At 48.1% G+C, this 13,365-nt stretch carries 14 protein-coding genes; 5 read left to right on the forward strand and 9 right to left on the reverse strand.

Translation table 11 applies throughout. From position 1 onward, the window contains the following. Window positions 1–137: 137 nt before the first annotated feature. Genes ACTJKB_RS01210 through ACTJKB_RS01220 form a run of 3 tightly spaced genes read right to left on the reverse strand, consistent with a single transcriptional unit; the run spans window position 138 to window position 2,015 of the window. Window positions 138–776: an ABC-2 transporter permease gene (locus ACTJKB_RS01210; protein WP_440831446.1), complete on the reverse strand. Its 639-nt coding sequence runs from the start codon at window positions 774–776 to the stop codon at window positions 138–140. Beyond that, complete coding sequence (locus ACTJKB_RS01215) at window positions 769–1,638, reverse strand: ABC transporter ATP-binding protein (protein WP_440831447.1); 870 nt, start codon at window positions 1,636–1,638, stop codon at window positions 769–771. Before ACTJKB_RS01215 ends, ACTJKB_RS01210 begins: the two co-directional genes overlap by 8 nt. Continuing rightward, window positions 1,635–2,015 (reverse strand): GntR family transcriptional regulator, encoded by a 381-nt coding sequence (locus ACTJKB_RS01220; RefSeq protein ID WP_440831448.1) that lies wholly within the window; start codon window positions 2,013–2,015, stop codon window positions 1,635–1,637. The genes ACTJKB_RS01215 and ACTJKB_RS01220 overlap by 4 nt, the downstream gene beginning before the upstream one ends. Before the next feature lie 215 nt (window positions 2,016–2,230). Between ACTJKB_RS01220 and ACTJKB_RS01225 the strand changes: the two genes are divergently transcribed. Both ACTJKB_RS01225 and ACTJKB_RS01230 read left to right on the forward strand, forming a co-directional pair. Continuing rightward, window positions 2,231–3,664: a hypothetical protein gene (locus tag ACTJKB_RS01225; protein WP_440831449.1), complete on the forward strand. Its 1,434-nt coding sequence runs from the start codon at window positions 2,231–2,233 to the stop codon at window positions 3,662–3,664. A 204-nt stretch (window positions 3,665–3,868) separates the two neighbouring features. Then, entirely contained in the window at window positions 3,869–4,729 is an 861-nt protein-coding gene (locus ACTJKB_RS01230; RefSeq protein WP_440831450.1) for a helix-turn-helix domain-containing protein, read from the forward strand. A gap of 14 nt (window positions 4,730–4,743) precedes the next feature. On the opposite strand, the gene ACTJKB_RS01235 is transcribed toward ACTJKB_RS01230, so the two are convergent. From ACTJKB_RS01235 to ACTJKB_RS01250, 4 genes are all read right to left on the reverse strand, one after another. Beyond that, complete coding sequence (locus tag ACTJKB_RS01235; protein ID WP_440831451.1) at window positions 4,744–5,358, reverse strand: DedA family protein; 615 nt, start codon at window positions 5,356–5,358, stop codon at window positions 4,744–4,746. A gap of 49 nt (window positions 5,359–5,407) precedes the next feature. Further along, window positions 5,408–6,823 carry a HAMP domain-containing sensor histidine kinase gene (locus ACTJKB_RS01240; RefSeq protein WP_440831452.1) on the reverse strand — a complete coding sequence of 472 codons (1,416 nt, stop codon included), beginning with the start codon at window positions 6,821–6,823 and terminating at the stop codon, window positions 5,408–5,410. Further along, entirely contained in the window at window positions 6,820–7,491 is a 672-nt protein-coding gene (locus ACTJKB_RS01245; RefSeq protein WP_440831453.1) for a response regulator transcription factor, read from the reverse strand. Before ACTJKB_RS01245 ends, ACTJKB_RS01240 begins: the two co-directional genes overlap by 4 nt. A gap of 366 nt (window positions 7,492–7,857) precedes the next feature. Then, window positions 7,858–8,421 carry a GrpB family protein gene (locus tag ACTJKB_RS01250; protein WP_440831454.1) on the reverse strand — a complete coding sequence of 188 codons (564 nt, stop codon included), beginning with the start codon at window positions 8,419–8,421 and terminating at the stop codon, window positions 7,858–7,860. Window positions 8,422–8,589: 168 nt separating this feature from the next. Here ACTJKB_RS01250 and ACTJKB_RS01255 point away from each other — a divergent pair, with 168 nt between their 5' ends. The 3 genes from ACTJKB_RS01255 (at window position 8,590) to ACTJKB_RS01265 (ending at window position 10,269) form a co-directional block, all read left to right on the forward strand. Next, entirely contained in the window at window positions 8,590–8,760 is a 171-nt protein-coding gene (locus tag ACTJKB_RS01255) for a hypothetical protein (RefSeq protein WP_167374780.1), read from the forward strand. A 275-nt stretch (window positions 8,761–9,035) separates the two neighbouring features. Then, complete coding sequence (locus ACTJKB_RS01260) at window positions 9,036–9,824, forward strand: GNAT family N-acetyltransferase (protein ID WP_440831455.1); 789 nt, start codon at window positions 9,036–9,038, stop codon at window positions 9,822–9,824. A 91-nt stretch (window positions 9,825–9,915) separates the two neighbouring features. Then, window positions 9,916–10,269, forward strand: coding sequence for a DUF4190 domain-containing protein (locus tag ACTJKB_RS01265; protein WP_440831456.1), 354 nt, complete (start codon window positions 9,916–9,918; stop codon window positions 10,267–10,269). 96 nt (window positions 10,270–10,365) lie between these two features. Here the strand turns inward: ACTJKB_RS01265 and ACTJKB_RS01270 are convergent, their stop codons facing one another. Beyond that, window positions 10,366–11,574, reverse strand: a complete 1,209-nt coding sequence (locus ACTJKB_RS01270; protein WP_440831457.1) for a response regulator — start codon at window positions 11,572–11,574, stop codon at window positions 10,366–10,368. Then, window positions 11,571–13,337 (reverse strand): cache domain-containing sensor histidine kinase, encoded by a 1,767-nt coding sequence (locus ACTJKB_RS01275; protein ID WP_440831458.1) that lies wholly within the window; start codon window positions 13,335–13,337, stop codon window positions 11,571–11,573. The genes ACTJKB_RS01270 and ACTJKB_RS01275 overlap by 4 nt, the downstream gene beginning before the upstream one ends. Window positions 13,338–13,365 lie beyond the last annotated feature (28 nt).

Raw genomic sequence — 13,365 nt, forward strand, 5'->3', positions numbered from 1 at the left:
CCTAAAAGTATATATAATGAGAACTGTTCTCATAAATATATCCCCCCGGGGGGCATATTGTAAATGACCTTTCAGCGAGAAGTTGTGACAAAAAAATGACCTCTGAATAGTTCAGAGGCCCCTCAAAGGTTTCTGGGTCAAATGTCTTTCTTAACGAAAATCCGCAACGAAATCAGATAAGAACAATACAGCAGAAATATGTAAGCCACGCCGCCTATAGCCCACAATAGGATATGGCTTGAGGTTTGCGGGTGAATCCAATCGAGCAGAACCGGAAAACGCTTTGCCAAATGAGAAGTAGCGGTGATATTCAACATGATCAGCATGATAAAGGCAAAATTTACGATCTGCATCCCTTTTTGTCCCAGCCAGTAGTACAGCGGTAAATAAAAGGCTGCAAGTACCGGGAAGGTTGCAATAGTCAATAGTAACTCTCTCCAGGCAACCGGTTCACTAATCTGCCCAGTTAAAACTCCGGCGAGATAAAGCAGCAGCGTGCAGATCAGACTGATGATAGCATACGGGAACAGACTTAAATATTTGGCCAGCACCAGCTGATGGCGGGGCACCGGGAGACTGATCTGAAACCGCTGATTGTTATCCTGCACGTCCATAGCGCAGGCATTCAACAATATCAGCATTGCCGGAAGCAGGGCAAATACCGCGTAGGCATCAACATTCGTAAAACCCATAATGATATAGTATGGAATCAGCAGCAACAAAAACTTGCGGACCAAGAAGAAGTCCTTACGGATCAAATAAATGGAGTTACGCATGTGCTTCACTTCCTTTTACGGTAAAATACATGATTTCCTCCAGCGTAGGGATCTCACAGATGGCGGTATCCTTGAAGTAGCGTTCGCCTTCCGCACGGTTACCGATCAGTCCTTCGAAGCCTACGGCTGTCTCACGAATACCAATGAACCAGCGCCGGACATCCCGGTCAAGCAGTTCCCTCCCGCCTTTGACCAGCAGATATTTCTCCGTAAGAGATTCCTTCATCTCGTTAAAAACCAGCCGTCCGTCATTGATGAACACAATATAATCGGCAATACGGTCCAGATCCATTGTGTTATGTGTGGAGAAAAGAATAGACTTCTTCTCATCCTGGATGTGTTCACTAAGCAGCTCCAGCAGTTCTCTGCGGAAAATCGGGTCGAGCCCCGAAGTAGGCTCATCCATAATCAGCAGATCCGCATCGTGGGACAGGGCAATGGCAAGTGAGAATTTAATTTTCATCCCTTTGGACAGATCCTTGATCTTCTTATCCGGCGGCAGCTTGAATCTCTCCTGGTACTTCTGGTATACATCTTCATTCCAACGGCTGTAGAACGGAGCTATAATTCCCTTCATTTGTTTTACAGTTAGACGCTCGTAATATATATTTTCATCCGATACATAGCCGATCCGGTCCTTGATAGCCGCCTGATGAAGCAGATGGTTCTGCCCGAATAGCTGAATTTCACCCTGATCCGGATAGACCATCCCCATGATCATTTGGATCAGGCTTGTTTTGCCCGCCCCATTCGGGCCGATCAGCCCTGTGATATACCCTTCCTTAATGCCGACCGTAATATCACGCAGTTCAAACCGGTCATAGCTTTTACTTAAGCCTTCCAGCTGAATGACCTCACTCATTCTTTCTCCTCCTCATAGAGCAGTTTCAGCATTTCCGTAAGTTCCTTATATTCCATTCCCAAAAGCCTGCTCTCGTCAATAATCTCTTTCAGCTTGCCTTCCATAATCCGCAGCCGCTGCTCCCGGATGAACTCCTGATCTGCACCGGATACAAATGATCCCTTCCCGACGATAGAATTAATCAGACCCTCCCGCTCGAGCTCCTCATAAGCCCGTTTTGTGGTGATCACGCTGATCTGCAGCTCTTTGGCTAGCTGGCGGATGGATGGCAGCGGCATCCCGGTAACCAGTTCACCCTGAAGAATCAGCTGGCGGACCTGACCCGCTATCTGGGCATAAATCGGCTCGCCGGATGTACTCGATATCAATATGTTCATGTTGCGGCATCAGCACCCTCTGTAATTACTGTAATTATTGTATATGTGTAATATATACACTATTTATTTGCTTGTCAAGATTCTCTCCAGTTAAAGCATGAGGTATCCTGATACCTCTTTATGGGAAAAGGTATGAATATGAGCTTTTATCAGACTTTTAACTGTTCACTAACGATTGGAAATTATAGTAGATCTAAAAGGGGTTAATCCTTCCAATGCGCACAAAATGGTTCAAGCTGGGCTACGGGACTCTGATTGTTGTCTTCATTCTGCTGTTGATGCCCAAATATTCGTATAATGACCCTGACACATTCTGGCATATTGAACTCGGCCGTTACATGATTGCCCACCACACCGTACTGCACCATGCTATCCATACCTTTTACAGTGACAAGCTGCCCTATATTCCCCATGAGTTCGGATTTCAGCTTCTTATTGCTCCTTTGTACCAGGTATTCGGGTGGCCGGGAATCTACCTGTTGACTGCCATTTGTCTGTTCTGGCTTATTATGGGACTGCTCCGTTTAGGGATGGTTTCGCGCAAAGAACTGGGCCTGCCTGAAGAACATCCGCTCTTACTGCCTTTTGTACTGCTGATTACCGGCTGGATCTATTACAACTATTTCAAAGGGCGGCCGCAGATGATCTCTTCCGGGATGATTGTGTGGTTCTTCGTGTACTTGCGGGAATTCCAACTGAAGACAAGTCTTAAAAATGCCACTGTGATGTTACTCCTCTCCTGTGCAGTAGCCAATATTCACACCGGAGTATGGCTGGTGATTGCAGTGTTCACGGGCATGGCTGTGCTGGAATCATTGCTGGAGAAAAAACTAAATTCACGCCGTGCCGCAGTATTCATACTGGTCTGGCTCTCCGGGCTTTTGAATCCGGCTGGCGTAAATAGCTTGCTATATATCTTCACCGTAACCCATAATCATTTCAACATGCTCATCAATGAGTGGCAGCCGATCCAGTTCAACCGAATTGAGAATCTGCCCATTCTGCTGCTGTTGTTGTTTTTTGCGGTAACCCTTCCCTTTTCGCTCCACAAAAAGCCCTTCCGCTTCTTCCTGATGGCTGGCATTCTCTATTTGGGGGTAACCAATTTCAAGCAAAACCTGTTTATGTGGCTGTTTATTCCTTATTTCGCAGGCGTTTTCTTCGAAGTGGTACCGTATTTCCGCAGCCTGTCCCTGCGTCTTGACCGGAGGGCTCTGGTGTTTTCGCTGGCAGTAGGCCTTTCCCTTAATATCGTCTGTATTTTTATCGTACCGCCGGCAATCGATGCTAGAGCTTATCCTGTGAAAGAAATGGACTATGTCCTGGAACATGCGGCACAGGGTGTCAGACCTAGGGTGCTCTCCAGCTATGGATCCTCTGGTTATGTCATGTACCGCGGTGGTGACGTGCTCTGTGACGGAAGGCAGGACCCTTTTATCACCGAAGCCTCTGCCGGACCGATGGGCTGGACCGCTTTTGAGCGTTCCATGTACGGTTTCTCGGAATACCTTCCCGATATTGTGAAGTTCGACCATCCCGACTATTTGATCGTCAAAAGTGACAGCTCCACGCGGCTTTATCAGGAATGGGTTAAGGCCTTTGGAGCACCGGTCTTTAAAGGAGACTATGGCAGTGTATTTTCGTTATGAGAGGTTGCAGGAAGCACCTCCTCCGACTCCATGCTGAACAGGCATAATCCGCATCAAATAGAGGGAATATACCTGTTACTTTATTATCTATTGGCAGCTTGTGGAAGAACACCTATTGTTGTATGGACAAATGTTGCAAATAGGGCAAACCTGTTGTAGCCTGACAATAGTGCATCTCATTCATTACATAAAGGTGGACCGGCCATGATTCCTGAGCATTATTCCTTTACCGCCGGCTTTAATCTGCTCCCCGAAGAGCAGGACCTTGCCGTTCTGTTCAGCGGTGAAGGCCAGCCATATCCCGGTCATAAAATCGGACCATCCGTTCATGATTATTATCTGATTCATACGGTGCTGGAGGGTGAGGGCTGCTTTCAGAGCAGCACTGTTTCTCAGCAGTGCAGGCGCGGGGACACCTTCGTGATCTTTCCCGGCTCCCTTTTCAGCTATCAGGCGGATGAACGTAACCCGTGGCATTATGCCTGGGTTGCACTGCAAGGCACCGGTGTATCCGGGCTGCTGTCCGATATCGGCATTACAAAGGAGCGGCCGCTGCTGCAAACAGAGAATACCCTGGAACTACGCAACTTGTACGAACGGATCCGTCTGTGCTTCCGGCAGTCTGCTTATCCACGGCTGGAGAGTCTGGAGGCTTCTGGATGGACGCGGCTCCTGCTTCACCATTTCGGACAAGACAACCTGGCTATCCTGCCTGCCAGACCCAAGGAAATGCCGGAAATCATCGACCGGCAGATTGACCAGGCCATCCGCTGGATCTCCCTACAGTTCCATCAACAGATCAGCATAGATCATATGGCCGCTACGCTCGGTTACCATCGTGCGCATCTGTCCAAGGCTTTCAAACAGAAAACAGGCCTCTCCCCCAAGCAGTATCTGCTGAAGATGAGGATGGACAAAGCCAAAGGTCTGCTCTCGGGCTCCCTCACCATTGATCAGGTAGCTTCGTCTGTCGGCTTCAACGATGCACTGTATTTCTCCAGGCAGTTCCGCAAATTCAGCGGCATGTCACCCAGTGAATACCGCTCCATGCTGCGGCAGGACTAGACTGTACGTACCTGTTAAGCCGTGCGTTCTTTTCTCCGGCGCACCAGCCAGAGAATGATAAGAATAACGACAACACCGCAAATGATATAACTCACAGGGCGCATGTACTCCTCAACGATTGTCCAATGGTCTCCGAGGCGATATCCCAGATACACCAGAGCGATATTCCAGGGCAAGGAACCCAGAGCAGTAAAAAAAACAAATTTCCCGGGTTTCATCCCGGCAATTCCGGCGGGCAAAGAAATGAAGGTTCGAATAAACGGCATCATCCGTGTGAAGAACACCGTACCCTCACCGTAACGGTCGAACCAGCGCTGAGACTGCTCCAGGTGGCGGGAATTAAAGAGAATATACTTGCCGTACTTTTCCAGTAACCTTCTGCCTCCATGTGCCCCCACATAAAATGCCGCAATAGACCCAACGAGATTGCCGAGCACTCCCGCGGCCACTACCTCCGGAAATGACAATGCGCCTCTGGCAATCAGTAGTCCGCCGCTAAGCATAATGACCTCGCTGGGAATGGGAATACAGGCGCTCTCCAGCACCATCCCGATCCAGATTCCCCAAATTCCCAGCGTATTAACAAGATTCAAAGCGGCATCCGTTATAGCGTTCAGTAATTGGTGCATGCTATCCCTCCTAATCCTACCTTATTGCTCTTATCACACTTCAGAACCTTTAATGGTCATGAAGCTTCTCTACAACGGGAAAAGACAGCGTGACTGCCGTTCCCTGCCCGGGTATGCTGGAGAGCGTTATGCTGCCGCTGTATCTCGCGACCAGGCGCTCTGCAATGGCGAGCCCCAGGCCGCTTCCGCCTTGTTCCCGGCTTCTTGACTTGTCCACGCGATAGAACCGCTGAAACAATAGGGGCAAGTCCTCCTCCGGCACTCCAATACCACAGTCTTCTACACGGATGTGAAGCCGGGACTCCTGCACAGCTCCATTTATCGTAATGGTCCGTGTAGCTCCCGAATATTTAACAGCATTATCCAATAGAATAAGCAAAATCTGCTCCAGATGATTCGGCACAATATGGATGACCACACCGTCTATCTCATCCAGATTCTGATTGAAACTGAAATCGGGATGCAGCAAAGCAAAGCTCCGCAGGGTGTATTGAAGGGTATCTCTGGCTATGCAAGGAAAGTCGTATTGCTCCCTGCTCTTCTCTTCTGCACGTGTAAGCTCCAGTAATTCATTGACAATCCCTTTCAGGCGGCTCAGCTCCTGCACCGATACATTCAGCGACTCTTCAAGAATCACCGGATCATGTTTGCCCCAACGGCTAAGCAGTGAAATATGCCCTTCAATGATAGAAATCGGTGTCCTTAATTCATGGGAAGCATCTTCAACAAACTGCTTTTGGCTATAAAAAGAAGCTTCGAGCTGATCCATCAGATCATTAAAAACCCTGGCAAGCTGAGCCAGCTCATCATTGCTGCCCGAGATGCGAACCCTCTCCTGCAGCCCTTTTTGCTTAATGCTGGTCATCGTGTCTCTTAACGATTGAATGGGCCGCAGGAGCTGCCGGGACAAAAAAACTCCCCCTATCCCGCTGATGACGATAGCACCCAGCCAGCCGGCGATCATAACACCCAGCAGCATATCACTTAGCTGATCAGAGCTTTCCAGGTTGTTCACGATTTCTATAGTTCCGCTGAACCTGGAGGTTCGCAGCGGACTTCTGACGATCAGAAGATGTTCTTCTTCATGCCAAATACTGTCTGTGGTTGTCTTCGTTGAAACTTGCGGTTTCACCCACTCCTCCGGCAGTTGAGCAGATACGGTTAATACCGGATTTCCATAAGCATTCAGAATACGGATCATCTGATGGCTCCCGTTGATGCTCTCAATAAAAGAACGGCTGCCGGCGATCCCCTCAGCCGTTTCGTTCTCTGCCCGGAAGTACCCTTGAATCTCCTCCATATTCTTATGGAGGGCAATCTGCTCCTGATGCAACATCCAGCGGTTAATCACAAAATATTGCACCCCGTTGTAACCCAGAAACAGCACACACAGCAAAATAGAGGACCAAATTGCCAGCTTCCAGCGGATGGACAGCCGCGACAGCAGTGAGGTGACTCTTCTCATTTACGGATCACATATCCCAGGCCGCGCAGAGTCTGCACAACACTGGGTTGTCCGGGTGAGTCGATTTTCCCTCTCAAATAGCTGATGTACACATCTACCACCTTCATTTCTACATCCGTTTCATAGCCCCATACTGCCTCCATCAACTTCTCCCGGGTCATGACCCGGCCCATGTTCTGCATCAATACCAGCAGGATATCGAATTCGCGCTTCGTGAGCTCAAGGGCTTCCCCGGCTTTGGTAAGGGTCCGGCCCAGCGGGTCGAGCTGAAGATCCTGGCATACCAGCAGATGCCCCTCCAATAGAGAGCCAGCTCTTCGCAGTATCGATCTCATGCGCGCGAGCAGCTCCTCAATCGCAAAAGGTTTGGCGATGTAATCATCGGCACCGCTGTCCAGCCCGTTGATTTTATCGGACAATCCGTCCCGGGCTGTAATGATAATGACCGGAGTCTGCTTCACCTTACGGATGCGCCGGCAGACCTCAATTCCGTTAAGGCCCGGCAACATCAGGTCCAGCAATATTAAATCCCAGTTTTCTTCCTCTGCCAGCTTCAGACCGTTAATCCCATCCTGCGCCCGGGTAACCGAATAAGAAACATGCTGCAGCTCCAGTTCAATGAAGCGGGCCAGATTCTTTTCATCTTCAATTAATAGTATTCTGTTCATATGCGTTCCTCTCCAGGTGAAGCAATTCATTCATTCCCTTCTATACAGATACAACTAAGTGTACCTCTCCTTTCTTAAAGAATCATTAATTTATGAATTAAGTGGCGCTTTATCAGTTGTGGACTCGTAAAAATTATCTATGCATATAGTCAGATTTACGCATAACAAAAAGGAGCATTGGGGGAAATGCTCCTTTTTGTCTTACATCTTCAAGTTGGTTGCTGTGATCGCTGGGCCCAGATTGAATCCCAAACTTATATCTATAATTTACCATCAAAATTACATAAATACAAGTAATTCCTATCTATTCCATGGAAAAGCTTTCATCAGAAGTCCTGTTCGTTTATTAGGATCTCTACATAATAGCTACAGAGTCATTTGGGTGTGATGTTCTTGTGTAGCTGCCTCATAACTGGCCCTTTGCAAAATAGAATGGACCACGGCCGTCTTCCCCTCGCAGTAAGCATCGATATTATATCGGAACTGTTCGGCCAGACCCAGCTTCACTTGTTCATATTCCTCGGCAGCCGATGGGTTGGCCCGTAAATAGTCGCGCAAAATAATATGTTCCAGATAACCGTTACCGTCCTTTGGACACACGTACAGATGATATTTCATGAAGCCGTCTTCCTGCTCCCGCTTGAATGCCTCCCTGCCTTCGACACCGAGATTGCCTTGATGAACATATCCATATTGACTTAACCGCTGAACGATCTCCGGGAAAACCTCATAGCTCTCCATCACCAAATCTATATCGATGATGGGTTTTGCCGACAATCCCTCAACAGAAGTGCTGCCGACATGTTCAACAGCCAGGATAAGATCACCGGTTATTTCAAGCAGCCATTCGCGCAATCTGCAGAACTCACTCTTCCATGCAGGATCATATGGAACCACTTCAACAACCTTTGTTTTTTTAGCGATGCTCATCACCCTCTTTACGTTTCTTAATAGACCAGCATTGTATTGCACAACTATTATAGCAGGATCTGTCAATTAAGATCTCAATGCACTTTTTTGCCCTAAGATAGATAAGATACTGGGATAAAATACAAAACACCGTCTCATACTAAGCTTGGAGAGATGGAGGTGAACGTCATGCCCAAAAACAGCGCCGATCCCAAACACGACCGCGCCAATAACCGTGCGGATAAGAAAAACAATCAGCAGAATCACGATCATCTCACCGAAGAACCACAAATGGTTAGCAACAATAAAGCTGCAGATTACGTGCCAAGCTTAAATGGTGTTACCAAAAATGAAACTTAGTTGACGGAAAGGCTGCACCTCGTTGCTCTTGGACGAAAGTGCAGTCTTTTCATGTAACCATGTGGAATTGACTGCCTGGGACAGGAGTAATAGTCTATGTTCGAAAGTCGTAGGCTAAGGAGGAATATGGGATGCTGTTACTCCTATTTGGAGCTTTAACTGCACGGGGATTAATCACATTAGGGAATATTGTTGAGGTCAAATGGAGGGTTTTATAGTAATATTGAAGAAATGCCCGATTTTGGATACTCAAACCGGACAGGAGGTGAACACAAATGATCCAGTACGACAGGATTATGGAGAAGCTGCGCATGAATCCGCTGAAAAATGTCACCCTGCTAAAAATGCTCACAGCACACCGTCAAGTGATGGACAGCTATCTTATCGAACAGGTGGACAATTGGGGTATTCTGCTGCTGCTGCCGGCTAACGCTTTCGCATATGATCTCAGAGCTTATCCCAATGCCAACACTATCGTGCTCTTGGATTACAGCAGCCCGGAACTGCTCCCGGCATTAATTGACCAGTTGCCCAAGGATGCCCGGCTTGTCTTCAAGCTTCAGGATGAATATAGCGTACTTGCACTTTCTGAACACTATCCGCTCTATAAAACCCGCTGTTTCTACTCCTACAGTACAGCAGCCGCTCATTCCTTTGCCGAGGACAGGGATACGGTGCTCAGTGAACAGCCGGATGAAAGACTTTATCCGTTGTGGGCGGCAAATGGCTACTCCAGTGACGAAATCGGGCATTATTTTGCGGAAGGTGCTTTTTCCGTATCTCTTTTTGAAGGCAAAATTCCGCTGAGTACCTGCTTTGTTTTCCGTAATGAAGAACAGATCTGGGAAATCGGGGGGGTACATACCGTTGAAGAAGGAAGGAAAAAGGGATTGGCGAAGCGTGTGGTCCGCACAGCATTATTCCATACCCTGCAAAGGGGTTATATTCCCAGATACCAGGTTCAGGACAATAATGTCGCTTCCATTCGTCTGGCGGAGTCTTTAGGTCTCCCGCTTGGGGTGAAGCTTACACACTGGATTAACTACATAGAGCAGCCGATATAAATAAATAGAACAAAGAGCACATCTCCGGTTGGAAAATATTATATAATACACTGGAGCAATGGTTCACAAAACACATAAAAGGAGCTATCACATGAGTTATCAACCCCCGCCATTTGGAAATCAGGAATATTACACACAGCCACCCGCGCCTGCCAAAACAAACGGAAAATCCGTTGCCGCCCTGGTGCTCGGAATTTTATCGATCGTATCCCCTTATATTGGCCTGATCTTCGGGATTATTGCCATTATTCTCTCCGCGATTTCGCTCAAAGAGATCCGCACCCGTAATGAACAAGGCAGAGGGATGGCTATTGCCGGGCTGGTCTGCGGAATTGTAGGCACTATTATTTATGCCGTTATTATTGCTATCGTCGTTGTTGCAGTTATTTTCTTGAATGACTACGATGGCGGCGTTAATGCGTTCAACAGCTTCAACAACATCTAACCTGCCCTACGCAACTGCATGATATAAAAAGGAAGCTGACACCGGTTTCGAAACCGGCATCCGCTTCCTTTTTATTTTGTAGCATAGGCGGGGTGATTATTGCGGCGGCGTTCCTTTGCTCATCAGAATATTGATATTCTGCTGCTGGCGATACTCAGTAGGGGTTGACTGGTACCGTTTGCGGAACATCTGGGTGAAATGCTTCACGTCCTGATACCCCACACGTTCGGCGATCTCAGCCAGTTTTAATTTCGGATTAAGCAATAGCAGCTTGGCCTGCTCCAGCCGTAGCGAAGTAACATACTCTTTGTAGCCCTGCCCGGTTTTTTGCTTGAACAGCTGACTGAAATAGGCCGGATTCAGGAAAACTACCGAAGCCATTTTTTCCAGGGACAGGTCTTCATAGAAATGCTCCTTGATATAATGAAGTGCCACATCTATCGCCTTCTCCCCACTCCCCTTCATCGGTTCGAGCTCTAGAGCTTGTGAAGCCGAGGCTTCTCTCATCCGTTTGACGACCTGAGGAACTGTATTGAAATCATAGCTGAGGCCGGAGTGTATCATTTGAAAAGGGATCTTTAAATAGTGTGTGAGATGGTCCTTGACCTCATCCTGAAACTGCTGAATCGTGGCATCCTCCCGCAGGGTAATGAGTCCAAGCAGACTCTGGCGGTCATAGCTGACAACAAATCCTCGCCCGTGCTGTTCAATAAGCTCAGACAGCACATTCTCGACAATGAAATGCTCCAGCCGTATGCTTTTGTCCTCCGAATCCAGCTGCACCATCACCATATAGAAATGCTTATAATCTTCGATAAAGGGCTCAATGTCCAGATTTCCGATATCGAGTCCTGAGGCCAGGCGCTGAAAGACGCCTTCCCTCAGAAACCGCAGGCTCGCTTTCAGCCTCTCTCCCTGCCGTGAGATATCGTTGTCCTGCTCAATTTCAACGGTGAGATTAGTAATGATTTCAAGCAGCTTGCTTTTGCCGATGGGCTTAAGCAGATAATCCCTCGCCCCGAGACGTACCGCCTCCTGGGCATAGGAGAATTCACTGTGCGCCGAGATCACGACCCATTTCACGTAAGGGTATCGGCGTTTGGAAATCTTCATGAATTCAAGTCCGCTCATCCCTGGCATCAAAATATCCGTCAGAACGATGTGAATCCGCTGCTCTTCCATAATCTTGACGGCTTCTTCCGCCTTAGCCGCCACAAATACCTGATGATCCGGACTGATTTGTCCGATGGTTCGAATGATGCCTTCGCGTATTACTCTTTCATCATCGGCTACAAGAATATTCACGTGATGTTGTCTCCTTCCAACCTAATCGGCAGTACAATGGCAACCTGTGTCCCTTCTCCGGGAAAGCTCTGAATATGCAGGCCATATTCCTCTCCGAACATATGCTGCAGGCGGCGGTGCAGATTCTGCAGTCCAATCCCGCCTTTGCCGCCTTCTTTGGGACTATCCCCGTTCAGAGATTGAAGCAGGCGCTCCAGTTGCCCGGCAGTCATTCCATCGCCGTTGTCTTCCACAATCAATTGCAGAATGGAATCCTCTTCGCGTGTGTACACCTTCAGAATACCTTGGCGGCTCAGAGATTCCAATCCATGCTTAACGGCGTTCTCAATAACGGGCTGCACTGTCATCTTCGGAACACGGATGTTCAGCCAGCGCTCGTCGATATCCATGACAATCTGCAGCCTTCCTTCCAAGCGAATGGAAATGATCTTCAGATAATGTCCAATCTGCTCCAGCTCTTCACGCAGAGTAACCTCTGCGGCATCCTCCCACTGACTGCTGTACCGGAACATCGATGACAGGGAGAGTACCAGCTCGCCCAGCTGCTCATTTCCCTCTTCATCCAGCATCCAGTAGATCATATCCAGTGTGTTGTAGAGGAAATGCGGATTGACCTGGGACTGCAGGGCATGCAGCTCTGCATTTTTTTCACTGACAGAAGACAGTTTCACGCGTTCAATCAGTTCTTCAATCCGCCGGACCATCCGGTTAAAGGAAGCTACTAGGATATTAATCTCCTGATAGGAGGACACATTGACCATTCCCCGAAAGTTCCCGACCTCCACCTGCCTCATTTCGCGGATCAGCTTTTTTAGCGGTGAGGAGATCGTCTGAGACACAAGAGACGCAATTAACGTCGAAACGATAATCAGAATCGAGATGACAATCAGCAAATAGCGTTTCATCTCTTTCAATTCCACATTGAGATCCTTATCCGGTGTAATACTCATTACCCACCACCCGGAAAAAGACAGCTTGGAGGCCACCACAAGTCGTCCCGCTTCCTGCTGGACATTTTGATTCTGGAAACTCTGCAAGGAAGGCAACGTCTCCATCACTGGAGCCGGGTCTGTTGCTGAGGTCACAAACCGCCCATCCTCTGACATCAAGTACACCTGGCTGTGCGCGCCCAGCTTGAGGTTCTCCAGAGCGTCAAGAACCGGCTGGGGATTCGTCTCATAGAGAACAATACCGATCGGCTTATGCTCATTCAGATCATAGATTTGCCGGCCAAAAGCAAACACCGGGCTATCCTCCACCTGGTCGATTAACGAATGCTGATATACGCCGAGCCAGACCATTTTACCGGATGAGGCTTGAAGCTGTTTGTACCAATCCTGACTGTGGTATTTCGGATCGACAACATTCATATAGTTCCCGTAATTATAAATCTTGCCCTTGTCTGTAATGACGTGAATGCCCACCAGATCATCCCGCGAATAAAATATGGAACCGATAATATTGGTGATGGTCTGCTCATTAATGTAGGCTACCGCCGGTTCATCCGTTGTTTCATTAATCAATCGAATCATCTCGAAGTTGTTGCTGAGTGATTTGGACAGAGAATCGTACCCTTTGTAGAGCAGGCTGAACAGCCCGGCCGTCTGGGAGACGTTCTTTTGCGACAAATCACTGATCTTCTCATGCAATTGCACGGTAGTCCGGTTATAGTACAGCAGGCTGACAATAAGCAGAATACTGGACATGCAAAAAAGAAACAGCAAGAACAACCGATGATGGATGGAATGAAAGCCGCTTTTCATAGGACTCTCTCCTTTCAACACCCTGTCC

It is taken from the genome of Paenibacillus sp. 22594 (assembly GCF_052044425.1).
In the GTDB taxonomy this organism is placed as follows: domain Bacteria; phylum Bacillota; class Bacilli; order Paenibacillales; family Paenibacillaceae; genus Paenibacillus_AQ.